At 73.7% G+C, this 23,444-nt stretch carries 17 protein-coding genes; 7 read left to right on the forward strand and 10 right to left on the reverse strand.

What is annotated here, in order from left to right; all coding sequences use genetic code 11:
• Positions 1-152 precede the first annotated feature (152 nt).
• The 5 genes from ACBJ59_RS34725 (at position 153) to ACBJ59_RS34745 (ending at position 6,857) form a co-directional block, all read left to right on the forward strand.
• Positions 153-1,400 carry a LacI family DNA-binding transcriptional regulator gene (locus ACBJ59_RS34725; protein WP_375114424.1) on the forward strand — a complete coding sequence of 416 codons (1,248 nt, stop codon included), beginning with the start codon at positions 153-155 and terminating at the stop codon, positions 1,398-1,400.
• Positions 1,401-1,553: 153 nt separating this feature from the next.
• Entirely contained in the window at positions 1,554-3,695 is a 2,142-nt protein-coding gene (locus ACBJ59_RS34730; RefSeq protein ID WP_375114425.1) for an alpha-galactosidase, read from the forward strand.
• A gap of 33 nt (positions 3,696-3,728) precedes the next feature.
• Positions 3,729-5,060, forward strand: coding sequence for an ABC transporter substrate-binding protein (locus ACBJ59_RS34735; protein WP_375114426.1), 1,332 nt, complete (start codon positions 3,729-3,731; stop codon positions 5,058-5,060).
• A 25-nt stretch (positions 5,061-5,085) separates the two neighbouring features.
• Positions 5,086-5,985 (forward strand): carbohydrate ABC transporter permease, encoded by a 900-nt coding sequence (locus ACBJ59_RS34740; protein ID WP_375114427.1) that lies wholly within the window; start codon positions 5,086-5,088, stop codon positions 5,983-5,985.
• On the forward strand, positions 5,982-6,857 hold the full coding sequence (locus ACBJ59_RS34745) for a carbohydrate ABC transporter permease (RefSeq protein WP_375114428.1): 876 nt from the start codon (positions 5,982-5,984) through the stop codon (positions 6,855-6,857). Before ACBJ59_RS34740 ends, ACBJ59_RS34745 begins: the two co-directional genes overlap by 4 nt.
• Here ACBJ59_RS34745 and ACBJ59_RS34750 read toward each other — a convergent pair.
• The 6 genes from ACBJ59_RS34750 to ACBJ59_RS34775 form a co-directional block, all read right to left on the reverse strand.
• Positions 6,850-8,433, reverse strand: a complete 1,584-nt coding sequence (locus ACBJ59_RS34750; protein ID WP_375114429.1) for an ABC-F family ATP-binding cassette domain-containing protein — start codon at positions 8,431-8,433, stop codon at positions 6,850-6,852. The genes ACBJ59_RS34745 and ACBJ59_RS34750 overlap by 8 nt on opposite strands.
• Positions 8,434-8,716: 283 nt before the next feature.
• A complete protein-coding gene (locus ACBJ59_RS34755) occupies positions 8,717-9,241 on the reverse strand; it encodes a hypothetical protein (RefSeq protein WP_375114430.1) in 525 nt (174 codons plus the stop codon).
• A 148-nt stretch (positions 9,242-9,389) separates the two neighbouring features.
• Positions 9,390-10,865 carry an FAD-dependent monooxygenase gene (locus ACBJ59_RS34760; RefSeq protein WP_375114431.1) on the reverse strand — a complete coding sequence of 492 codons (1,476 nt, stop codon included), beginning with the start codon at positions 10,863-10,865 and terminating at the stop codon, positions 9,390-9,392.
• An 84-nt stretch (positions 10,866-10,949) separates the two neighbouring features.
• Positions 10,950-13,751, reverse strand: coding sequence for an AAA family ATPase (locus ACBJ59_RS34765; protein WP_375114432.1), 2,802 nt, complete (start codon positions 13,749-13,751; stop codon positions 10,950-10,952).
• 24 nt (positions 13,752-13,775) lie between these two features.
• Entirely contained in the window at positions 13,776-14,387 is a 612-nt protein-coding gene (locus ACBJ59_RS34770) for a carboxymuconolactone decarboxylase family protein (RefSeq protein ID WP_375114433.1), read from the reverse strand.
• 8 nt (positions 14,388-14,395) lie between these two features.
• A complete protein-coding gene (locus ACBJ59_RS34775; protein ID WP_375114434.1) occupies positions 14,396-14,761 on the reverse strand; it encodes a DsrE family protein in 366 nt (121 codons plus the stop codon).
• 109 nt (positions 14,762-14,870) lie between these two features.
• On the opposite strand from ACBJ59_RS34775, the gene ACBJ59_RS34780 reads away from it, so the two are divergent.
• Positions 14,871-17,561 carry a LuxR C-terminal-related transcriptional regulator gene (locus ACBJ59_RS34780; protein WP_375114435.1) on the forward strand — a complete coding sequence of 897 codons (2,691 nt, stop codon included), beginning with the start codon at positions 14,871-14,873 and terminating at the stop codon, positions 17,559-17,561.
• Positions 17,562-17,580: 19 nt separating this feature from the next.
• Here ACBJ59_RS34780 and ACBJ59_RS34785 read toward each other — a convergent pair whose 3' ends face one another.
• The 4 genes from ACBJ59_RS34785 to ACBJ59_RS34800 are packed head-to-tail and all read right to left on the reverse strand — an operon-like array spanning position 17,581 to position 21,867.
• Complete coding sequence (locus ACBJ59_RS34785; RefSeq protein WP_375114436.1) at positions 17,581-18,780, reverse strand: hypothetical protein; 1,200 nt, start codon at positions 18,778-18,780, stop codon at positions 17,581-17,583.
• Positions 18,777-20,051 carry an extracellular solute-binding protein gene (locus ACBJ59_RS34790; RefSeq protein ID WP_375114437.1) on the reverse strand — a complete coding sequence of 425 codons (1,275 nt, stop codon included), beginning with the start codon at positions 20,049-20,051 and terminating at the stop codon, positions 18,777-18,779. Before ACBJ59_RS34790 ends, ACBJ59_RS34785 begins: the two co-directional genes overlap by 4 nt.
• Before the next feature lie 35 nt (positions 20,052-20,086).
• Positions 20,087-20,911: a carbohydrate ABC transporter permease gene (locus ACBJ59_RS34795; protein WP_375114438.1), complete on the reverse strand. Its 825-nt coding sequence runs from the start codon at positions 20,909-20,911 to the stop codon at positions 20,087-20,089.
• Positions 20,911-21,867, reverse strand: coding sequence for a carbohydrate ABC transporter permease (locus ACBJ59_RS34800; protein ID WP_375114439.1), 957 nt, complete (start codon positions 21,865-21,867; stop codon positions 20,911-20,913). Before ACBJ59_RS34800 ends, ACBJ59_RS34795 begins: the two co-directional genes overlap by 1 nt.
• 248 nt (positions 21,868-22,115) lie before the next feature.
• Here ACBJ59_RS34800 and ACBJ59_RS34805 point away from each other — a divergent pair, with 248 nt between their 5' ends.
• Positions 22,116-23,171 (forward strand): LacI family DNA-binding transcriptional regulator, encoded by a 1,056-nt coding sequence (locus ACBJ59_RS34805; RefSeq protein WP_375114440.1) that lies wholly within the window; start codon positions 22,116-22,118, stop codon positions 23,169-23,171.
• Positions 23,172-23,444: the final 273 nt, after the last annotated feature.

Consider the following 23,444-nt stretch of genomic DNA (forward strand, 5'->3'; position numbering starts at 1 on the left):
GGCGGAGCGGGCCGACGTTCCGGGAGCGGCCGCGAGCACCCGAAGGGACGCGGCCGGCAATCCGGGGCGGTCGCGAGCACCCGAAGGAGGTCGGTCGGGGTTGGCGGGGCCGGGCGCGGCGTCCGGTTCGTGGGCCGTCCTACCATGTGATCGTGACTCCGACTCCTCGACGCGCGCCCCGCACCGCCGCTCACGGCGGAGCCGCACCCAGCATCCGGGACGTCGCCGCCGCCGCCGGGGTCTCGTACCAGACCGTCTCGCGCGTGCTGAACGAGTCGCCGCGCGTGCGGCCGGAGACGCGTACGGCGGTGCTGGCGGCGATCGAGCGGCTCGGGTTCCGGCCCAGCAGGGCGGCGCGCGCCCTGAGCCTGGGGCGGGCGCGCGGCATCACGGTCGTGACGTCCAACACCATGCTGTACGGGTACGCCGCCACGCTGCAGGGCCTGGAGGAGGCCGCCCGGGCCGAGGGCATGGCGATGGGCATCAGGGTCGTGGAGTCGGCCGAGCCCGCCGAGGTCAAGCAGACCGTGGACTACGTCAGCGACGCCAGCGCGGGGGGCGTGGTGGTGATCGCGTTCGATCCCCTGGGGGTCGCGGTGCTGGAGGCGCTGCCCGAGCACGTGCCCGCCGTCGCCGCCACCGAGCCGGCCGCACCCGACCGGGGGCGGGTCGCGATCGCCCTGGACGAGCGCCGCGCGGCGGCCGACGCCACGCGGCACCTGCTCGCGCTGGGCCACCGCACCGTGCACCACGTGGCCATCCCCTCCGAGGGCGCCCCGGTCGCGACAGGCAGGACGGTGGCAGGCGACGAGTCGCCGAGCGGCATCCCCGGCGACCCCCAGGGCGGTGGCGAGCTGCCACGCGGCGCCGCCGGCGACCCGCTGGGCGGTGGTGGACGGGCGGGCAGCCCTTCTGACGTCCCGCCGGTCTCTGGAGAGCTGCTGGTCGGGGGCGCTTCTGGCGGTCAGCTGGTGGCTGGGGGGCGGCTGGCGGGGTGGCGGGACGCGTTGCGGGAGGCGGGGGCCGAGATCCCCGGGGTGCTGGCGTGCGGGTGGGACGTCCGGTCCGCGTACGCGGCCGGGCAGCGGCTGGCCGCCGCCCCCGACGTCACCGCCATCCTGTGCGGCAACGACGACATCGCGCAGGGGGTGCGCAGGGCCCTGTACGACGCGGGCAAGGACGTGCCCGGTGACGTGAGCATCGTCGGGTTCGACGACATCCCGGGCTCGGCGTACTGGACGCCCGCCCTGACCACCGTACGGATGGACTTCGCCGGCCTGGGCAGGGCCTGCTTCCGCGCGGCCGTGGCGGAGCTCACCGGGCGGCCACAGCCTGAGCTCGCCCTCACGCCGCCCACCCTGGTGCTGCGCGAGTCCACCGCTCCCCCGCCCCGCGCCTGAGGAACACCCGGGAGCCCGCGCCGTAAGGGCGCCGGGCGAAATGCGTTCGTAACGATCCCGCAAAGGGGGCTTTTGCGAGTGGCGTGTGACCGCTCACACTATGGCCATGGATGTGACCGGTCACATCAACTTCGCCCGAAAGAGAGCCGCTTGATGCCTGCTGACATCGTCGAGACCTTGCGCTGGGGCCATGCCGGCCTGACCGCCATCCTGGAGATCCACCCGGATCGCCCGGTGGCGCTGCGCGAGCTGTCGGCGGGTCCCGACCGGACGCCGGCGCGCCCGTCTCAGCCGCTGGTGGAGGTGCTGGTGCCGGGCGAGGGGCGGGCCAGGGCGTCGCAGCGGTTGTCGGAGACGGCGGTGGGCTGCCGGTTGCGCTACGCCGGAGCCGAGCAGTCGAGCGCCGGCGGATGGCACGAGCTGCGCGTACGGCTGCGGGACGAGGCGGCCGGGCTGGACGCGGAGATGATCCTGCGCTCCCCCGACGGGGTGGCGGCCGTGCAGGCGCGCGTGCGGGTGACGAACACCGGCGACAGGCCGGTGCCGCTGCTGGCCGTCACCTCGTTCGCCGCCGGCTTCCTCGGGCGGCCGGTGAACGACCTGGACGTCCTGTACGCCGACAGCGAGTGGCTGGGCGAGAGCCGCTGGACCAGGCGCCCGCTGCGCGAGCACGTCGCCGACCTCGGCCTGGCCGGGCACGGCCAGCACGGCAAGGGCGTGTTCGCGCTGACCAGCTCCGGCACCTGGTCGAGCGGGCGGCACGTGCCGATGGGTGGGCTGAGCGACCGGCGTACCGGCCGGACCTGGCTGTGGCAGATCGAGCACAACGGGCCGTGGCGGTGGGAGACGGGCGAGCGGCTGGACGGCGCGTACGTCGCCCTGTCCGGCCCCACCGACCTCGACCACCAGTGGAGCGAGCTGCTCGCGCCCGGCGAGTCGTTCACCACCGTGCCCGTCGCGATCGCCGTTTCCGAGGGCGACGAAGGCGACGAGGGCAACGACGGCGACGCCGGCGAGGGACCCGGCTTCGAGCGGGCGGTGGCGGCCCTGACCGCGTACCGGCGGGCGCTGCTGCGCCCCCACCCCGACCGGCCCGCGCTGCCGGTCGTGTTCAACGACTACATGAACACGCTGATGGGCGACCCGACCACGGACAAGCTGCTGCCCCTCATCGACGCCGCCGCCGCGGCCGGGGCGCAGGTGTTCTGCGTGGACGCCGGCTGGTACGACGACGGCGGCGACTGGTGGGACAGCGTGGGCGAGTGGCAGCCCTCCCAGACCCGCTTCCCGCGCGGCCTGGAGGAGGTGCTGGCCCGCATCACGGGCCACGGCATGACGCCCGGCCTGTGGCTGGAGCCCGAGGTGATCGGGGTACGCAGCCCGATGGCCGACAAGCTGCCCGCGGAGGCGTTCCTGCAGCGCGGCGGCGTACGGATCGCCGAGCACGGCCGCCACCACCTGGACCTGCGCCACCCCGCTGCCCGCGCGCACCTCGACCAGGTGGTGGACCGCCTGGTGGAGGAGCTGGGCATCGGCTACTTCAAGCTCGACTACAACATCGACCCCGGCCCCGGCACCGACCTGGACGCCGCCAGCGCCGGCGCCGGCCTGCTCGCGCACAACCGGGCCCACCTGGCCTGGCTGGAGGGCGTCCTGGACCGGCACCCGCGCCTGGTGCTGGAGAACTGCGGCTCGGGGGCGATGCGCATGGACTACGCGATGCTGGCCCGCCTGCAGCTGCAGTCCACCAGCGACCAGCAGGACTTCCTGCGCTACCCGCCGATCGCGGTCGCCGCGCCCCTGTCGGTGCTGCCCGAGCAGGCCGCCAACTGGGCCTACCCGCAACCCGAGATGACGGCCGAGGAGATCGCCTTCACGATGTGCACCGGCATCCTGGGCCGCCTCTACCTGTCGGGCAACCTCCACCGCATGGACGACGCCCAGCGCACCCTGGTCAGCGACGGCGTACGGCTCCATCAGAGCCTGCGCCTGGACCTGCCGCGGTCCACGCCGTGCTGGCCGCTCGGCCTGCCCGGCTGGGAGGACCCGTGGCTGGCCCTCGGCCTGCGGACCGAACAGGTCACCCGTCTGGGGATCTGGCGCAGACCGGGGGCCGCGGACACCGCCGTGCTCGAACTCCCCCACCTGGCGGGACGGGACGTGAGCGTGGAGATCGCCTACCCGGCGGCGGCCGGCGGCTGGAGCCACGAGTGGAACCCGCGTACCGGGAAGCTCGCCGTCACCGCCACCGTCCCCGCGCCCACCGCCCGCATCCTGCACCTCCGTCCCCTGTAGCCCCCCAGCCGACCTGGATCGAGGAACCGAACCGTGAAACTCCTCCAGCGTGTCGCCGCCACGATGGCCCTCGCCCTGGCAGTCGCGGCCTGCAGCGATCCCTCCGCCGGGCCGCCGGCTGGATCCACGGGGTCCACCACCGGCGCCGCCAACGCCGCCTGGCCCTCCCCCACCGCCCGCCTGGACGGGGTCACGCTCACCATCTGGGCCGCGCAGAACAGCAACACCATGCCCAAGGCCGTCACCGACGCCTTCACCCAGGCGACCGGCGCCGCGGTGGAGGTCGTCACCATCCCCGACCCGTACGAGCAGGGCGTGCAAACCAAGGTGGCCACCGGCGACAAGCCCGACCTGGCCTTCTGGCAGCCGACCGCGTCGATGCTGACCGCGCTCAACGCCCGCGCCAACCTCCAGCCGCTCGACGGCGCTCCCTGGGTCGCGTCCCTGTCGCCGGAGCTGCGCGACATCACGGGCCTGCTGGACAGGACCCGCTACGCCGCGCTCATCACCAGCCCGGCGGTCGAGGGCGTCTACTACAACAAGGAGGTCTTCGCGGCCAACGGCGTCAAGGAGCCGCCGAAGACGTTCGACGAGATGGTGGAGGTCGCGCGGACGCTCAAGGGCAAGGGGGTGACCCCGTTCTTCGAGATGGCCGCCGACAAGTGGGCCACCCAGTGGTGGGTGCAGGTCCAGCTCGCCGACGCCGCCCGCGACGGGCTGTGGGAGCGGGTCAACACCGGCAAGGAGACGTTCGAGGACAAGACCATCCTGGACGCGATCAAGAAGTACAAGGCGCTGATCGACGAGGGGCTGTTCAACTCCGACATCAAGACCGCCAGGTTCGAGGACCAGGGGGCGGCGCTGCTGTCCGGCAAGGCCGCCATGGTCGTGCAGGTGAACTCGTTCTTCGGCCAGCTCCAGGCCAAGGCGGACACCGCGGAGCTGGACGAGAGGATCGGCTTCTTCCCCATCTCGCCGTCCGGCAACGTCGGCACCTTCATCCCGGACCAGTCGAACGCGCTGGTCGCGTTCCGCACGGGTGACGCCCGGCGGGAGGCGGCGGCGCGGCAGCTCCTGGCGTACTGGATGGGGCCCGGCTACGCCGGGTTCGTCGCCGACCGCAAGACCGTCTCGCTGCGCGCCGACGTGCCCACCCCGCAGGGCGTGCCGAAGGCGCTGCTCGACGTGCACGCCTCGCTCGGGCAGGCGGTCGGGTCCATGCAGGCGCTGGCCGTGGCCAACCCCGACCTGTACCTGAACCTGTCCGACATGATCACCGGCGGCCTGACCCCCGAGCAGGTGGCCGCCGCCACGCAGAAGCAGTTCGCCCAGCTCGCGAAGGCCGCCGGGGCCACCGGCTTCTGATCCACGACCCAGCAAGGAGCCGCTCGTGCCGACCGGTACACCAATCAGGCCCGCGGCGGCCCGCGCGAGCACCCACCCGATGTGGTTCCTGGCGCCGGCGTTCGCGATCCTGTTCGTCTTCTTCTTCCTGCCGACCCTGTTCAACTTCGTCTACGCCTTCACCGACTGGTCCAGCTTCAAGAGCGAGATCCGCCCGGCCGGGTTCGACAACTTCGCCTACCTGCTGTCGGACGGCACCCTGTTCGGCGCGCTGCGCATCACGCTGATCTACGCCGTCCTGGTGGCGCTGTTCCAGAACCTGTTCGGCTTCGGCCTGGCGGTGCTGCTGGAGAAGGACACCTGGCTCAACCGCGCGGCCCGCCTGGCCTTCCTCATCCCGGTGCTGATGTCCGCCCTGGCCGTCGGGTACGTCTTCCAGGCCCTGCTCAAGCCGGACGGCAGCCTCAACGACCTGCTCTCGGCGCTGACCGGGCAGCAGGTGCGGATCGCCTGGCTGGGCAGCACCACCTGGACCCTGGTCCTGGCCGCGGTCATCCACGCGTGGAAGTGGATGGGCCTGTCGATGCTCATCTACCTGGCCGGGCTCAAGACCGTCCCGGAGGACGTCACCGAGGCCGCCCGCATCGACGGCGCCTCGGCCCGGCAGGCGTTCTGGTCGGTACGCTTCCCGCTGCTGGCCCCCGCGGTCACGTTCAACGTGGCCACCGCGCTCCTCGGGTCCATGAACGGCTTCGACGTCGTCCAGGCGCTCACCGGCGGCGGGCCCGCCCGCAGCACCGAGATCCTGAACATCTTCATCTACCGCACCTTCGGCCAGGGGCTGTTCGCCCAGGCCACGGCCATGAGCCTGGTGCTGTTCCTCATGGTCGCCCTGCTGGCCTTCCCGGTCATCCGCGTCCTGCGCAAGAGGGAGGAGATCCTGTGAGCGTCCCTGTCTTCGGCGCCGCCCGGAGCGGGCGCGTGCTGCCCGCGGCGGCGCGGGGACTGGCCGCGCGGCTGCGGCCCTTCGCCGTCGTGGCGCTGGTCGTGCCCGTGATGGGCGTGCCACTGTGGCTGATCGTCGTCACGGCCGGCAAGTCGCAGGGCGAGGCCCTGTCGCCGGATCTGTCCCTCCCGTCGCGCTGGCGGCTGTGGGACAACCTCGCGCAGGTCTGGCAGCAGGGCGAGATCCCGGCCGCGTTCCTGGGCAGCGTGCTGATCGTGGCGCCGTCGGTCGTGCTGGTGCTCGCGCTCGGCTCGATGGCGGCGTGGGTCCTCGCCCGGCGGGGCGGGCGGCTCACCGCGGCGCTGTACGCGCTGGCCATCAGCGGCATCGTGCTGCCGCCCGCCGTCGTCACCATCGTGCTCCTGCTGCGCCAGCTCGGCCTGGCCGGCAGCCCGGCCGGGATGATCGGCGTCTATGTCGGCATCTACCTGTCCACCGTCATCTTCTTCGTCACCGGCTTCGTCCGCACCGTGCCGGTGTCGCTGGAGGAGGCGGCCCGCATGGACGGCGCCGGCCCCGTGCGGGTGTTCGTCTCCGTCATCCTGCCGCTGCTGAGGCCGGTGCTGGCCACCGCCACCATCCTCATCTGCCTGTACGTCTGGAACGACGTCTTCTACGCCTTCTTCGTCGTCGGCGGCCGCGTCGACACGCTGCCGCTGAACCTGTTCCAGGTCGCCAACGCCGGCCTCTACCTCAACAACTGGCACCTGATCTTCGCCTACATCATCCTGATGAGCGTCCCCCTGCTGGTCGTGTTCGCCGTCGCGCAACGGAAGATCATCGCCGGGATCACCGGCGGCGCCGTCAAGTGAGGGCGATCAGGTCGGCGTAGTCGTCGTTCCAGAGGTCCTCGACGCCGTCGGGCAGCAGCAGCACCCGGTCGGGCCGCAGGGCCTCGACGGTCTCGCGGTCGTGCGTGACCATCACCACCGCCCCCTCGTACGCCGCCACGGCCGCCAGCACCTCGGCCTTCGACGCCGGGTCGAGGTTGTTGGTCGGCTCGTCGAGCAGCAGCACGTTGGCCCGGGAGCTGACCAGCCCGGCCAGCGCCAGCCGGGTCTTCTCGCCGCCCGACAGCACGCCAACGGGCTTGTCCACGTCGTCGCCGCCGAACAGGAACGAGCCGAGCACCGTCCTGGCCTCGCCGTCGGTCAGCTGCGGGGCGGCGGCGGCCAGGTGCCCGCCGACGGTGTGCGCCGGGTCCAGGGTGTCGTGTTCCTGGGCGAAGTAGCCGAGCCGCAGCCCGTGGCCGTGCACGACCCGTCCCGAGTCCGGCCGCTCGCGCCCGGCCAGCAGCTTGAGCAGCGTGGTCTTGCCGGCGCCGTTGAGCCCGAGCACCACCAGCCGGCTGCCCCGGTCGACGGCCAGGTCCACCCCGGACAGCACCGGCAGGCGCCCGTAGGACTTGGCCAGGCTGATCGCGCCGAGCGGCGTCCTGCCGCTGGGCGCCGGCTCGGGCAGCCGGATGCGCGCGACCTTCTCGGCGCGGCGGACCGGCCGGGCCCCGGCCAGCATGCGGTCGGCGCGGCGGGCCATGTCCTTGGCCCGGACCGCGGTGGCGGACCTGGAGCGCATGCGGTCGGCCTGGGCGTGCAGGGTGGCGGCCTTGCGCTCGGCGGCGGCCCGCAGCCGTGCCCGGCGCCGGTCGTCGGCCTCGCGGTCGGCGAGGTAGGCGTGCCAGCCGGTGTTGTGCACCTCCAGCGCGCCCTGCTCCACGTGCCAGACCCGGTTGATCACGTCGGCCAGCAGTCCGGTGTCGTGGCTGATGAGCACCAGCCCGCCGGAGTAGCCGACCAGGAACGTGCGCAGCCAGGCCACGGAGTCGCCGTCCAGATGGTTGGTGGGCTCGTCGAGCAGCATGACGCCCGGCTCGGCGAAGAGCACGCGGGCCAGCTCGACGCGGCGCCGCTGCCCGCCGGACAGGGTGCCCAGCGGCTGGTCGAGGACCCGGTCGGGCAGGCCGAGCCCGGCGGCGACGCGGGCGGCCCCGGCCTCGGCCGGGTAACCGCCGCGGGCCTGGAACTCGGCCTCGGCCCTGGCGTAGCGGGCCATCGAGCGTTCGTCGCCCGACTCGGCGAGCGCGGCCTCGGCGTCGCGCAGCGCGCGCATGGCCTGGTCCAGGCCGCGGGCGGACAGGACCCGGTCGAGGACGGCGATGCCGGGATCGGCGGCGGCCGGGTCCTGCGGCAGGTAGCCGACGGGCCCGGTGCGGACGATGTCGCCGGCCGCGGGCTGGAGCCGCCCGGCGAGGATCTTCATGAGGGTGGTCTTGCCCGCGCCGTTGCGGCCGACCAGGCCGATGCGGTCGCCGGGAGCGACGTGCGCGGTGACGCCGGAGATCAGGAGGCCGGCGCCGGCACGCACGTCGACGCCACGGAAGGTAAGCATGGGATTGCGCTCCGGAGAAGCTAGAGGACACACGGGTGGCGTGGAAGCGGGTGTCCTTGCTAGGAAATTCTGCGGGGCGAAGCCATGCGATCAGTCTACGGGCGGGCGCAACCGGTTATCCGGGAGCGGCGGCGCCCGTGCCGGGCCCCGCGGCGCGCGGGGGCCCGGCAGGAGACCGTCCTCGGAGGGAAGCGGCCCGGCCCGGTGGACCCGCCGTCCGGCTGCTCCTTGGACCCGCGGTGCTTCCTGGCCCGAGGCGGGCTGCTCGCGCGCCGCCCCGGCGTCAGGCGGGGAAGTCGCTCGGGTTGACCGAGCTGGTCTTCGCGTTGCCGCCCCTGACCGGGTTGAGGGTGAGGGTCCAGATGGTGGTCGACCTGGAGGTGGTGACGAACTTCAGGCGGTCGTTGAACCGCTGGTAGGCGGCGGCCCTGGTGAACCGGCCCTTCGACGTGCTGAAGCGGTAACCGGTGGTGAAGTAGATCCGGTACGTACCGTCCCTGACGTCCTTGATGCTCGCCGTGGACTTCGCGCGGACGTAGATGCTGATGGCCTTGGTCCTGCCCCTGACCAGAGCCACGACGCCGTCCTTGGAGGTGCCGTTCTTGATCTTCAGGGTGCCCAGGCCGCCGCTGATCCGGTCGTAGAGGATCCGGCCGTTGCCCGGGCGCGCGGCGGCGGACTCCGCCGTGAACGTCACCGAGGTGACGGCCCGCTCGCCCGTCGCGGCGGCGGCCGGGGAGGCGGCCAGCAGCCCGCCGGCCAGCGCGACGGCCGCGACGACACTGGTGCCTGCGAGAGGTCTCTTCACAAAAACATCTCCTTCGGGAGGCATGGTCACGGTAAAGAGAGAAGAGCCGGGCTTGATTGGATACCTGCTATTTGACATGGGCATCCGGAGCCGGGTCATTCGTCCTGGGGCCTGCGGCTCGTTTCCGTGCGGCGTGGTGGGCCGGGTCTCACGAGCTGGCCGGGTGGGTGCGCGGTGAGGGGCCGCCGCACCGCCCGACCGCCACCTTCGCCAGCTCGGGCAGGTCCGTACGGTCCTCGCCGGCCCAGGCGGCATACCCGTCCGGGCGGACCAGGACGGCGGCCGGCAGGCCGGGCACGGCCGGGCCCGCGTACCGGGCGACCTTGACCGCTTGCCCGACCGCCGCCGCGACGGCCTCCCGCCCCGTCGCGTCCACCAGCAGGTGGCGGCCGTCGCGGAGCAGCTCGTACAGCCGGCCGTCCGTGCACGGGAGGTCGGGCACGCGCCGCCCGGTCCACGGGTGGGCGTGCCGGGTCGTGGGCGGGTAGCCGATGCCCAGCCCGGTCAGCCGGCCGGCCAGCAGCCGGCGGGAGCGGCCGAACCGCAGGAGCAGCCGGATCGTCAGGGTCCGCAGCGCGCGGCGGATCGCCGAGCGGCCGAGCACGAGGCGGTTGAAGGCGTCGGTCAGGGCGAGCACCTGCGTGCCCACCCGGTGCCGCTCGCGCTCGTAGGTGTCCAGCAGCCCGTCCGGCGCCTGCCCGCGCACGGCGGCGGCCAGCTTCCAGCCGAGGTTCATGGCGTCCTGGATGCCGGTGTTCATGCCCTGCCCGCCCAGCGGCGAGTGCACGTGGGCGGAGTCCCCGGCGAGGAACACCCGGCCGGCGCGGTACCGCCCGGCCTGCCGGCGCTCGCTCAGGAAGCGCGAGCTCCACCGCTGCTCGCGCATGCCGAAGTCGGTGCCCGCGATGCGCAGGAAGGCGTCGCGCATCTCCGCCATCGGCAGCGGCACGTCCAGGGGCACCTGCTCGCGCAGCCGGTCCCAGGCGATGGCGCGGAACCACCCGTCGCCGAACGGGATCATGAGGACGACGCCCTCGGGGCCGTTCGCGGCGAACAGGGCGTCCTCGGGCGGCTCGGCGAGGCGCACGTCGGCGAGCAGGATGTGCGTCTCGTACTGCTTGCCGGCGAAGTCGATCCTGAGCAGGCCGCGGACCCTGCTGTGCGCGCCGTCGCAGCCGACGACGTAGCCGGCCGCCTCCGTACGGCCGCCGGCCAGCTCCAGGACCACCTGCCGGGCGTCCTGCCGGAGCCCGACGACCTCCGCGCCCCGGACGATCTCCACGCCCAGCTCGCGGGCGCGATCCTCCAGCAGGTGTTCCGTGCCGCTCTGCGGGACGATCAGGACCATCGGGTACCTGGTCTCCAGCGTGCTCAGGTCGAGGGCGGCGCCGGGGGCGGGCTGGAGCCGGCGCACGGGGACGCCGCGGGGCAGCAGGTCGTCCGCCAGGCCCCGGGCGTCGAGGAGTTCGAGGGTGCGGGCGTGCACGGCGAACGCCCGGGTGATGTTGGGCTGCTCGGCGCGCCGTTCCAGGATCTTGCAGCGCACGCCGGCCAGGGCGAGCTCGCACGCCAGCATGAGACCGGTCGGTCCGGCGCCTACGACGATCACGTCTGTCGGGTTCATCGGGGATCTTCCCTCCGGGTTCGTTGCCACCACCCTCCGCCCGGACGTGCCCCGTCGAATCGGTGAAGTACACAGTCCCGGCGGTCAACGACCTCCGCCCAGGCGGCCGGGATCCTCCACGGAGAGCCGCACCAGCTCGGCCCGCGACGAGATGCCCACCTTCACGAACACCTTGTGCAGGTGGTAGTCGACGGTGCGCGGGCTGAGGAACAGGTGCGCCGCGATCTCCCTGTTCGTCCCGCCCTCCGCGACCAGTCGCGCGATCTGCAGCTCCTGCGGCGTCAGGTCGGCGATCGTGCTGGGGTCGCGCTTGCGCGCGGTCTCGCCGGTCGCCTGGAGCTCCACCCGGGCGGACTCCGCCCAGGGCGCCGCGTTCAGCCGTTGGAACGTCTCGCCCGCCGCACGCAGGTGACGCCGCGCCTCGGCCCGCCGCCGGCGCCTGCGCAGCGCCTCACCGAACAGCAGCGCCGTCCTGGCGGTGTCGAAGGGCCGGCCGGCGGTCGCGTGCAGCGACAGCGCCTCGGTGAAGCGGGCCTCGGCGAGCTCCGGCGCATCGGCGCCCTCGACCAGGGCCCGGCAGCGGGCCACCAGCGCGTGCGCCCACGGTGCCCGGGACGGCCCGGCCCAGCCCCGGAGCAGGTCCAGGGCCGCCATGGCGCGGTCGGGGCGGTCGGTTCGTACGGCGGCCTCGACGAGATCGGCGGCGGCGAAGATCTTCACGGCCGGATGCCCCTCCCCCGGCCCGGCGTCCGCCATCGCGCTCAGCCGGTCGAACGCCTCCGCCTTCCGCCCCTCCCCCAGGTCGAGCAGGGCCAGCGCCCACGCCGCGATACTGGCGGGCGGTCCGAGCCGCTGCCCGATGGCGTGCGCCAGCGCGGCCCCCGCCTCCGTACGGCACTCCGCGGCCCGGCCCTGCGCGGCGGCGATCCAGGCGAGCACCGCGCGGTGGTGGGCGGCCGTGTTCTCCTGCCCGGTGTCGAGCGAGAGCCGCAGCCCCTCGGTGGCGGTGGCCCGGGCGGCGGCGAACCGGCCGGTCCACATCTGCAGCGCCGCGAACGGCGCGAGCATCAGGGGCAGCACGCTGACCGCGCCGGCCGCGCGGGCGCGGACGGCGGCCCTGGTGAACAGGTCGAGCGCCGTGGCGTCCACCCCGGCGAACATCGCCGCGGCCGCGGCCATGCCCAGGCTCAGCGGGTCGGCCTGGTCCTGCGCGGGCTCGCTGCCCTCGCGCAGCGACGGGTTGGCCCGCGCGGCGTCCCCCTCCAAGAGCGCGGCCAGCCCGCCCACCAGCCTGGTGCCGTCGGTGACGGCACCCTCGCCGCGCGGCAGGCTCGCCAGCCGCCGGTCGGCCTCGGCCAGCTTCGGCAGGTCGGCGACGGTCCAGGCCAGCCGGCCCGCCTCGGTCAGCATGCGCGCGGCCTGGCCCGGGTGCAGCGCGGCGACCGGCTCCGACGCTGCGACGAGCATCGCGTACGCGGTGTCGGGCCGGCCGCAGAGACCCTCGATCGCCCCCCGTACGTGCTCGCCCCGGGCGCGCAGCAGCGGGTCGGCCGCGAGCCCGGCCGCCTCGTCCACCACCGCGCGGGCCCGGTCCGGCTGCCCGGCCAGCCATCCGGCCTCGGCGGCGAGCGTGAGCAGCCGCGCGCGGGACCCGGCCGTCGGGGTGAGGGCGGCGGCGCGGTGCAGCGCGCTCGCGGCGGCGGCGTGGCCGCCGCGCCGGGTGGCCCGCTCGGCGGACCTCTCCAGCTCGGCGGCCGCCGCCTCGTCCGGGGCGGTCGCGGCGGCCGCCAGGTGCCAGGCCCGCCGGTCGGCGTCCTCGTCCGGCAGCGCCGCGGCCAGGGCCCGCTCCACCGCGCTGCGCCGCAGGAACGTCGCGCCCCGGTAGACGGCCGAGCGTACGAGGGGGTGACGGAAGGACATGACGCCGCCCTCGACGCGGACGAGGCCCGCCGTCTCCGCCTCGTCGAGCACCTCCGGCGGCACCTCCAGCGTCCGCGCCGCCCGGAGCACGAGGCCGACGTCGCCGCTCTCCTCGGCGGCGGCGACCAGCAGCAGGGTCTGCGCCGGGGCCGTCAGCCGCCGCACCCGGTCGAGGAAGACCTGCTCGACCACCTCGCCGACGGGCAGCCGTTCGGGCAGCGGGCGGAGGCCGGCGAGTTGCTCGGCCGACAGCGAGCCGGGCAGTTCGAGCAGGGCGAGCGGGTTGCCGGCGGTGCTGGCCACCAGCGTCCCGGCCACCTCGGGCGCGAGCGCGACCGCCGTACGCTCGGCCAGCAGCGCCCGCGCCGCCTCCGGCTCCAGCCCGCGCAGGCGCAACTCGGGCAGCCCGGCCAGGTGCCGGGAGGCGCCCGGTTCCTCGTCGCGCACGGCGCGGTGCGGGGGACCCGGTTCCTCGTCGCGTACGGCGAACAGCAGCACGATCCCCTCGGCCTCCAGCCGCCGCGCCACGAAAGCCAGCGCGCCCGCGGAGGCCCCGTCGAGCCACTGGGCGTCGTCGACCAGGCACAACAGCGGCCCCTCCTCGGCCACCTCGGACAGCAGGCTGAGCACCGCGATCGAGACCAGGAACCGGTCCCCCTCGACCGGCTCACCCAGCCCGAACGCGCCGCGCAGCGCGGCCGCCTGCCCGGCGGGGATGGCCGCGAGCCGGTCGGCCACGGGCCGCAGCAGCTGGTGCGCCGCCGCGTACGGGAGCTCCGACTCCGACTCGACCCCGCCGCCCCGCAGCACCCGCAGGCCCGCCGCCCGCTCGGCCGCGAAGCCGAGCAGCGAGGACTTGCCGATGCCCGCCTCGCCGCGGACGACCAGGACGCCGCTGCGCCGGTCGCGAGCGCCGTCGAGCAGCCGCGCGAGGATCCCGCATTCCCGTTCCCGGCCATGCAGCATGCCCCGATCGTACGGCTGGCGGGCCTACGGGTCGCCGGCTGCGGCGGGGGTCCGGGATGCGATGGGGCGACCGTAGGTGACGGCGGCGAGGACAGGGGGCGGGACGGTGGTGCGGAGCTCGGCGTCCGGGTGGGCGCCGAGCGCGTCGTTGACGGTCGAGAACGCCACGCGCAACGCCACGAACAGCGTGATCGCGAAGATCTGCCCGTCCGGCAGGCCGGCGTCGCGCAGCTCCTGGACGTCCGCCGGGCCGGTCCCGTTGGGGTCGCGCGCCACCTTCCGCGCCCAGACCGCCATCGCCCGCTCGCCCGGGGTCAGCCCGTCGTCGTCCCCCCGCAGCACCCCGGAGGCCGCCGGCGCGCCGGCCGCCTCGGCCAGCCGGCTCCCCCAGGCCAGCGAGCAGTACGAGTCGCCCATGGCGGAGGCGCAGGCCGCCACCAGGACACCACGTGTGCGCACGTCGAGGCCGCCCGACTCGGCGGCGTGCCGCAGCAGGGTGAACAGCCCTTCCATGGCGGCGGGGTCATGGGCCCACAGCCTGGTGAGGTTCATGACGTAGCCGGTGCCGGCCAGGTCGTCGTCGAAGAGGCGGCGTACCTGCGGGGTGAGCTCCGCGGGCTCGAGGAATCCGGTCATGACGGCGCTCAGTAGCTGAAGGTGGTGGCGCCGTCGTCGCCGATCCACTGCCACATGGGTACGGTCCCGCCCAGCTCGGCGCCCTCGATCAGCCGGCTCTGGTCGAGACCGCGGGCGTCGAAGCAGATGGGGCAGACCAGGAACGTCCCGCCCGCCTTGGCGTACCGCGCCATCAGGTCGGCCAGCGGCGGGCAGCCGTCGCAGGCGACGCCGGTGGCGACGGCGTCCAGCGCCAGCCGGCTCGCCTCCTTGGTGAGGAACATCAGCGTCGGCCGGCCCAGCTCGGCCGCGCCGACCGCGACCAGGAGGGCCACCGTGACCCGCTCGGGGTCCTCCAATCCGGTGGTCAAGCTGATGACGGCCTTGCCTGCCATGGTCTCTCCTCGTCGTCGTTCGCGTCAGGCCTCATTCCATCCCGGCGCCCCGCGGGCCCACATCCGTGCTCGGTACGGAAATCGGCTCCGTACCCGCATACTCCGAGATATGGGTTCGGACGCCTTACCCGATCTGCACGCTGCCGGCGTTACCCCGCGCGAGTCGGAGGTCCTGTGGCTCGTGGGCGACCGCCTGCAGAACCAGGAGATCGCCGCCAGGCTGCGGCTGTCGGAGCGGACCGTGGAGAGCCACGTGTCGTCGCTGCTGCGCAAGCTCGGCGGGACCAACCGGCTGGCTCTGGTGGCGGCCGCGGCCCGGCTCCGCTCCGGCCACGAGTCCAGGAGGGTCCTGCCCACGCCGCTGTCGTCGTTCGTGGGCCGGGTCCGGGAGCTGGAGGAGGTGCGGGGGTTGCTGGGGGCGTACCGGATGGTGACGCTGACCGGCCCCGCCGGCACCGGGAAGACCCGGCTGGCCCTGCACCTGGCGCACTCGGTGACCGCACTGCCGCCCGCCACCCTGATCGACCTCGCGCCCGTGAGCGCCGGTGGCGCCGTGGAGCGGGCGTTCGCCGACGCGCTCGGGGTCGTCGGGCAGGAGCACCGGCTTCGCCGCCTGATCCGCGAGGCCCTCGCCGGGGGCGGGCACTGGCTCATCGTGGACAACTGCGAGCACGTGACCGCCACCGCGGCGGCCCTGCTCGGCGAGTTGCTGGCCACCACCGACCACCTGCACGTGCTGGCCACCAGCCACGGCGCGCTGCACCTCACGGGGGAGGTCGTCTACGAGATCCCGCCGCTGCCCCTGCCCGCCGAGATCGACGGGCCGGACGCCGTGCTGGAGTCCGGCTCCGGCCGGCTGTTCGCCGACCGCGCCGCGGCCGCCTCCCCGGGGTTCGCCGTCACCCCGGGCAACGCCCGGCAGGTCGCGACCATCTGCCGCCGCCTGGACGGCCTGCCGCTGGCGATCGAGCTGGCCGCAGCCCGGGTACGGTTCTTCACACCCGCCGAGCTGCTGGCCCGGCTGCACGACCGGTTCGCCCTCCTCACCGATGGCGCGCACGGCTCCCCGAGCCGCCACCGCACCCTGGAGGAGGCCCTCGCCTGGAGCTACGAGCTGCTGAGCGAGGAGGAGCGGCTGCTGCTCGAACGCTGCTCGGTGTTCCCCGGCGACTTCGACTACGACACGGCCGCCCGGGTCGTCGCGTACCCGCCGCTGGAGTACGCCCACCTGGTCCGGACCTTCTCGCGCCTGCTGGACCGGTCGCTGATCTCCGTCCACCGCCGGGACGAGAGCACCGAATACCGCCTGCTGGAGAGCGTCCGCCAGTTCGCGCACCGGCGGCTGGCCGCGCGTGGCGGCGCCGGGACGGCACACGAGCACCACGCCCGCCACCATCTGCGGCACGCCGTCTCCACGGTGCCCGACCTTCGCGGCCGGGACCAGGCCGGCGCGCTGCGGTGGCTCAACCGCCGCTCGGCCGACCTGGCGGCGGCCCTGCGCTGGGCCCTCGACCGGGACGACACCACCGCCGCCTGGGAGTTCATCGCCGGCATCGGCACGGCGTGGGAGGTCGTCGGCTGCAGCGGCGAGCTGTTCGACTGGCTCGACGAGTTGCTCCGGCGACCGCTGCCGGGGGGCGCGCTGGGCTTCCGGGCCGCGATCACCTGCGCCGTCGTGCTCTGCTACCAGGACACGGAACGAGCGCGGGAGTTCGCCGCACTGGCCCACGGGATGGTCGCGAGCGACACCGAACACGACCGCGCACCGGCCCACGCGACGGCCGGAAGCGACGCCGAACACGACCGGGCACCGGCTCACACGACGGCCGGAAGCGACGCCGAACACGACCGGGCGCTCGCGCTGCTGGCCCTCGGCTGGACCTTGAGGTACGGCGAGCGGAGCGCCGCCGCGCTGGATCACGCGGTCGAGGCCGCCGGGATGTTCGAGCGGCTGGGCGATGACTGGCATCGCGCCCTGGCGCTGTCCGCCCACGTCTACGCCTCGGACGTGCCGGCCACCCTGGCCCGGCTCGCGCAGGCCGCCGACTTGTTCGGCCGGCTCGGCGACCACGTCAAGCAGGCCAACTGCCTCAACCAGATGGCCGTCCGGGCGATCGAGGAGCGCATCCACCTCGACGACGTACCCGGCTGGCTGGCCGAGGCCGCGCGGCTGGCCCGGACCGGCGGCAACGACCACGAGCGGCTGCACGCCGAGATCTACCTCGCCACCTTCGACCAGCATCTCGGGAACCACCCGATCGCCCGCTTCGCGGCCCTCCTGCCGGAGTTCCGGCGGATCGGCGACCTGCGGTGCGCGGCCCGCTGCCTCCTCGGCCTGGGCCGCGCGGCGGCCTCGGGCGGCGAGCACGAGAGCGCCCGCCGGCACCTGACCGAGGGCACCCGCATCGCCGCCGATCTCGGGGACGTCCGCATCACCGCGACCGGCCTCCGCCTGCTCGCGGCATCGGATCACGCGGCGGGCCTGCGCCTGCTCGCGGCATCGGATCACGAGACGGGCCTGCGCCTGCTCGCGGCATCGGATCACGAGACGGGCCTCCGCCGCCTGACGGCGTCCGGGGACGGGGCGGGCGGCCACTTCGGGCGGGCCGCGGCGTTGCTGGGCGCCGCCGACCGGCTCGCCCCCTCGGCCCCGGAGAGCCACGGCCTGGTCGAGGCGCTGCGGGAGCGGCTCGGTGCGGCGGCTTTCGAGGCGGCGTTCGCCGAGGGGCGGCGGACGGCCGACGACCACCGGAAGGCGATGGCGGGCCTGCCGGAGATCCTCCAGACCTCGCCCCTCTGAAGGCGCGCCGCTCGTCGGCTCAGCCGGCGTTCTTGACGACCTCCAGGGTGAGCGCCAGCTCCGGTTCCGGGACGAAGTGGCCGAAGGTGTCGTTGGCGAAGAAGGAGACGCCGGCCACGGACCCGGCGTGCGCGGCCAGCACCTCCCGCTGGTAGAGGTAGGTGCGCCGGTCGTCGAGGTAGGTCCGGTACCAGTACCAGGGATCGACGAAGTCCAGCCCGAGCAGCGGCCGCGGGCCGCCCAGCGCGGCCTTGCTCAGCAGGTTGGGCACGATCTCCGTCCGCTCGACGAGCACGGCGAACGTGCTGACCAGGATCGCGTCGAGCGCGTGGTAGGCGGCGTCGGTCATGCCCCAGGCCGACCGCTCCACCTCCGCCCGCCAGTAGGTGTCCATCCAGTACACCAGGCCGTCGCCCATGGCCGCGCGCAACCGCAGGAAGAACCGCTCGATTCCGGCCGACCGCTCGGGGGTGAGCGGCGGGGCGTTGTCCGGGTGCCAGAACCCGACCAGGCCGAACTGGTTACCCAGCATGATCCCGTCCAGCCCGAAGTCGGCGGTGAACGCGGCCGTCTGGGCGGCGACGAAGTCTCCCGCCGGCAGCCCGGCCCGGATGCCGGCCGGGAAGGCGGCGTACGGGCGCGGGTCGGCCGCGAGCGGGGCCGTCACGTCGATCACGCCCGGCACCATGTGCCCGCCGGCGTCGGCGGTGCCCGCGGCCACCTCCGGGTGCCGGGCCGTCTTCCACTCGCTGCGGCAGAACTCCGGACCCGGCTCCAGGTACTCCAGCAGCCGCACCTCCAGCCCGCGCCGCCCCGCCTCCGCGCGCACGGCCGCGTAGATCCCGGCCAGTCGCCGGTAGTCCATCGGCTGCTCGGACAGGACGAACATCGGCCCGGCGGAGTACGGGTTGGCCGAGCGCTCCCCGCCGTCACGCACCCGGGCCAGCCAGTCCCGGTTGTGCGCCCGCGCGCCGGCGGCGGGCCCGCCGGGGGCGAGCGCGAAGCAGTTGTAGCGGGCCCAGTCGAAGCGGTCGTCCCAGGCGTGGCGGCCGGCGTAGTTCAGCACGTGGTCACCGTTGCCCGCGCAGAAGACCACCGTGACCGGGCGGTCGACCAGCCAGTCCGCGTGGTGGTCGAAGAACGCCTCCACCCCGGGCGCGGGGTCGCCGAGGTCGTCGAAGATCTTGGGCGTGATCCACAGGCAGGCTTCCACGGTCACTTGGCTTCACCGAACGCCTTGTCCATGCGGCCCAGCAGCGTCGGGACGTCCACCGTGCCGTTGAACAGCTCCTGCACCGAGGTCAGGTGCTCCTGCTGCACCTTGGGGCCGGGCCAGCCCTGGTCCGGGTAGAGCGTGGACCTGCCCGCCTTGACCGCGTCCAGCACCGGCTGCTGCAGCGCGTCGGCCTTGAAGGAGGGGCTCGGCAGGGCCGGGCTGCTGCCGGACTCGGTCGCGTACCGGGCCTGGCCCTCGGGTGAGGCCAGGAACTCCATGAACTTCCTGGCCAGCGCGGGGTTCTTGGCCTTGGCGTTGACGCCGTACACGATGCCGACCGACACCGGCACGTACGTGTCCGCGGTGTTGTCGGTGGCGGGGAACGGCGTCATGGAGAACGTGGTGCCCTGGGGGGCGTACTCGACGGCCGACTGCACGGCCGACAGCACGTGCACGACGCCCAGCGCCTTGCCCTGGCCGAGCAGTTGCATCTGCTCGTCGTAGCCGACGCCGTTGGGGCTGTCGTTGAAGCAGCCCGAGTCGCGCATCCGCAGGTACTTGTCCATCGCCTGCTTCCACTCCGAGCCGGCGAACGTGGCCTTGCCGTCCTTCTGCTGCTGCGTGAAGGCGGGGTTGGGGCCGTAGACGAGGGAGGAGGTCAGCGCGTACGGGACGAGCTGGGTCACCCAGGCGGACTTGAGGCCGAGCGCGAACGGCACGACGTCCTTGGCCTTGGCCTCCTTGCAGAAAGCCAGCACCTCCGGCCAGGTCCGGGGCTTGGCCAGCCCGCTCTTGGCCAGGGCCTGGTCGTTCCACACGGCCCCGATTGCGCCGATCGTCACGGGCACCGCCACGACCTTGCCGGCCGGGTCGCTGGTGACGGACTTGAGGTCGGCGCTCAGGCCGCCGGCCCAGCTCTCGCCGGACAGGTCCAGCAGCATGCCGTCGGCGGCCAGGTCGCGGACGGCCATGGTGTTGCCGCCGCCCGGCCACATGCGGAACACGTCGGGCGCCGTCCCGGAGGAGAGCTGGGTGCGCAGCTGCTGCTGGTACGAGGCGTCGTCCTCGGTGAACGACGTCCGCACCGTGACCCCGGGGTTGGCCTTCTGGAACGCCTCGACCGCGGCCTTCGCCGGACCCTGCCCGGCGGCGGCCAGCGTCAGCACCTTGTCCGAGGAGGAGGCACTGGTGGTGCCGCCGCCGCCCGAGGTGGAGCAGGCCGAGGCCGCGGCGGCCAGGCAGCAGGCTGATGCGAACGTTCTGATGTGCTTCATGTGGCACTCCGAATTCGAGGGTCGGGGGGTGGGCACTAGCCTTTGAGGCCGCCGGCGAAGCCCTTGATGATGTGCTTCTGCAGGGCGAAGTAGACGACCAGGATCGGGATCACGCTGATCACCAGGCCGGCGAAGATGAGCGGCCACTGCGACACGTACTGGCTGACGAAGCCGTAGATCGCCACCGGGGCCGTGGTGTTGTCGCTGCCGCCCAGGTAGAGGAGCGGGGTGAAGAACTCGTTCCAGATGCCGACCGCGTTGAGGATCACCACGGTGCCGGTGACCGGGCGCAGCAGCGGGAACACCACGCTCACGAACGACCTCAGCGGCCCGCACCCGTCGAGCAGCGCGGCCTCCTCGTAGTCGAGCGGCAACTCGCGCAGGAACATGGTGTAGAGGAAGACGGAGAACGGGATCTGCTGCCCGAGGTTGATCAGGATCACCGACCAGAGCGAGCCGAGCAGGCCGAAGTCGCGCATGGTCGCGTACAGCGGGAGCAGCGCGAGCTGGCCGGGGACGAGCAGGCCACCGACGATGAAGGAGAACGTGTACCGCGACCAGCCGCGGGTCACGCGGGCCAGCGGGTAGGCGGCCATCGCGGCGAGGGCGATGATCAGGACGACGCTGACGGCGGTGATGGCGAAGCTGTTGGCCAGCGCCGCGCCGAGGCCGGCCTGGTTCCAGGCGTCGGCGTAGTTGTCGAGCGTGGGCGGGAACTCCAGGGCCAGCGCGCCGGTCTGGCTGTCCTGCGGCTTCAGCGACACGTTGAGCAGACCGACGAGCGGTACGAGGAACGCGAGCGCGGCCAGGATGAGACCGGCCTCGCGCACCAGCGTCCGCCAGGTGTATCGCGCCTGCATCAGGACACCTTCCGCTGCGTCAGTCGGAACTGGACGGCCGCCAGGATCGCGATCACCACGGTCATGACCACGGCCAGCGCGATCGAGAACGGGAAGTCGCCCAGCGAGAACGCGCTCTTGTAGATCGCGGTCGAGATCGTCTCGGTCGCCGTGCCGGGTCCGCCCCCGGTCATGGCCATGACCTGGTCGAACTGCTTGAGCCCGCCGATCAGGCAGAGCATCACGTTGATCACGACCGCGCCGTTGAGCAGCGGCAGCACGACGTGGCGGAACTTGCTCCACGCCCCGGCCCCGTCGATGGTGGCCGCCTCCAGCACCTCGCCGGGGATCGCCTGCAAGCCCGCCAGGTAGATCACCATGGAGTAGCCGGCGAACTGCCAGACGATCTCCAGCACGATCGCGTACAGCGCGGTGTCGGGGTCGCCGAGCCAGTCGCGCGCCAGCCCGTCCAGGCCCACGGCGCGCAGGACGTCGTTGATCGCGCCGTTGGGTGACAGCAGGAAGCTCCACACGTACCCGGCCACCAGCGGCGTCAGCACCACCGGCGCGAAGAAGATCACCCGGAGCACGTAGCGGCTCTTGACCAGGTTGTTCACGCCCAGGGCCAGCAGCAGGCCCACGACGTTCTGCACCACCATGGCCACCGCCGCCAGCACCACGGTGTTGAGCAGCGCGGCGCGGGCCGCCCGGTCGGAGAAGACGGCGGCGAAGTTGTCCAGGCCGACGAAGGACCAGTCGGGGCGCAGGCCGTTCCAGTCGGTGAAGGAGTACAACGCGCCGTTGGCGCTGGGCACGACGACGATGAAGAGGTAGATCGAGATCGCGGGCACCACGAACCACCACGGGGCGCGTACCCCTGTCCCTCGGCGGGACCTGCCGTACGGGCTGGGAGGCGTGCGCGCGGCGGCGGGCTCGCGCACGTCGGGCGGTTTCGTCGTCGCATGCGGCAAGGCCACGTGTGACTCCTCTCGGGGGTGACCGATGATCGCGTCCTGTACGCCTGGACGAGAGAGGCGGGCTGATCGCAGCCGGGCGTGAATGTCGTGAATCGATTCACGGCGTTTCGGGCAGATTACGGGTCCCCCGGACCTCGCGTCAATGGCGCTGCGCCCTCCGAGACGGCTGCGTGAATCCATTCACGCGTGCGCTAGGCTGACGGGCGACACCCGGCCGACACACGGTGGACACGTCAGTGAGGAGCCCGATGACCACTGGACCGGTGCCGAACCAGCCGAGGGCCGAGGGTTCCGCCGCCACGGTAGGCGACGTCGCGGCGCTGGCGGGGGTCTCGCGGGCGACGGTCTCCTACACCTACACCCAGCCCAACCGCGTCTCCCCGGATCTCCGCAGGCGCGTCCTCGCGGCCGCCGACGAGCTCGGTTACGTGGGCAACGACGCGGCGCGGCGGCTGCGGGTCGGCCACAGCCTCGCGCTCGGGTTGCTGATCTCCAGCATGAACAACCCCGTCTACGCCGAGCTCGCGGCGGGCGCGGAGGCCGAGGCGGCCGCGCACGGCCGGTTCATCCTGGTCGCCAACAGCGACGAGGACGCGGCACGCGAGCGCGCCTACCTCAACTTCTTCGAGTCCCAGCAGGTCAGCGGCATCCTCGCGGCCCCGGTCGGCGACGTCCCGCCGGAGCTGCTCGGGCTCAGGAGCCGGGGCACGCCGTTCGTCCTGGTCGGCGTCGCCCCCGGGCCGCACAGCTATCCGGCCATCTCCGGCGACAACGAGCGCGGCGGCCACCTCGCGGCCGCGCACCTGCTCGCCCAGGGGCGGCGCCGCCTGATCTTCGTCGGCGGCGCCCATCCCCACGTCGACCTCCGGCTGGCCGGGGTCAAGCGGGCGATCGCGGAGGCAGCGGAGCCGGCCTCGCTGGAGATCATCCGCATCCAGGTCCAGACGGCGAAGGTCGGGGAGGCGGTCGCCCGCACGCTGCTGCGCCGCTCGGCCGCGACCTTCCCCGACGGGATCGTCGCGGGCAACGACCTGCTGGCGCTGGGGCTGCTGCACGGGCTGATCGTGGGCGGGATCCGGGTGCCGGAGGACCTGTCGCTGGTGGGGTACGACGACATAGAGTTCGCGGATTTCGCGATCGTGCCGCTCACGACGATCCGGCACCCGTCGGCGGCGCTGGGGGCCAGCGCGGTGCGGATCCTGATCGGGATCGAGCGCGAGGAGGACACGAAGGGCCGCTTCGAGCCCGAACTCGTCATCCGCTCCTCCTCCCTGCCCATCCCACCACCCGCCGACCACCCATAACCCCCTCGGCCCGGCCCCCACCCCCCGCCGGGCCTCCTCCCCGCCCGGCCCCGCGCGCCTCGCACCGACCCGCCCCGGCGTGCCCTTGCGCCAGTCAGCCTGACCGCAGCGGGCCGCGTCCCACGGCGTCCGACAGCCCCGCACCGCAGGCCCGCACCGCAGGCCCGCACCCGCGGCGGATGGGCGAAACACGTTGTTGACATGGGTGCGGCGGCGTCACTACAGTCGCGCCACCGCCGTGAATCGATTCACGATCTTGGTGCGGCCGATCCC

Origin of the sequence: Nonomuraea sp. MTCD27, from assembly GCF_041950495.1 — a bacterium.
Classification (GTDB): domain Bacteria; phylum Actinomycetota; class Actinomycetes; order Streptosporangiales; family Streptosporangiaceae; genus Nonomuraea.

Excerpts from the sequence above, each read along its gene's own strand:
- ACBJ59_RS34780 (WP_375114435.1), top strand. The coding sequence starts at position 14,871 with ATGGGTTCGGACGCCTTACCCGATCTGCACGCTGCCGGCGTTACCCCG.
- ACBJ59_RS34765 (WP_375114432.1), bottom strand. The coding sequence starts at position 13,751 with ATGCTGCATGGCCGGGAACGGGAATGCGGGATCCTCGCGCGGCTGCTC.
- ACBJ59_RS34795 (WP_375114438.1), bottom strand. The coding sequence starts at position 20,911 with ATGCAGGCGCGATACACCTGGCGGACGCTGGTGCGCGAGGCCGGTCTC.
- ACBJ59_RS34750 (WP_375114429.1), bottom strand. The coding sequence starts at position 8,433 with ATGCTTACCTTCCGTGGCGTCGACGTGCGTGCCGGCGCCGGCCTCCTG.
- ACBJ59_RS34770 (WP_375114433.1), bottom strand. The coding sequence starts at position 14,387 with ATGACCGGATTCCTCGAGCCCGCGGAGCTCACCCCGCAGGTACGCCGC.
- ACBJ59_RS34730 (WP_375114425.1), top strand. The coding sequence starts at position 1,554 with ATGCCTGCTGACATCGTCGAGACCTTGCGCTGGGGCCATGCCGGCCTG.
- ACBJ59_RS34775 (WP_375114434.1), bottom strand. The coding sequence starts at position 14,761 with ATGGCAGGCAAGGCCGTCATCAGCTTGACCACCGGATTGGAGGACCCC.
- ACBJ59_RS34805 (WP_375114440.1), top strand. The coding sequence starts at position 22,116 with ATGACCACTGGACCGGTGCCGAACCAGCCGAGGGCCGAGGGTTCCGCC.
- ACBJ59_RS34760 (WP_375114431.1), bottom strand. The coding sequence starts at position 10,865 with ATGAACCCGACAGACGTGATCGTCGTAGGCGCCGGACCGACCGGTCTC.
- ACBJ59_RS34790 (WP_375114437.1), bottom strand. The coding sequence starts at position 20,051 with ATGAAGCACATCAGAACGTTCGCATCAGCCTGCTGCCTGGCCGCCGCG.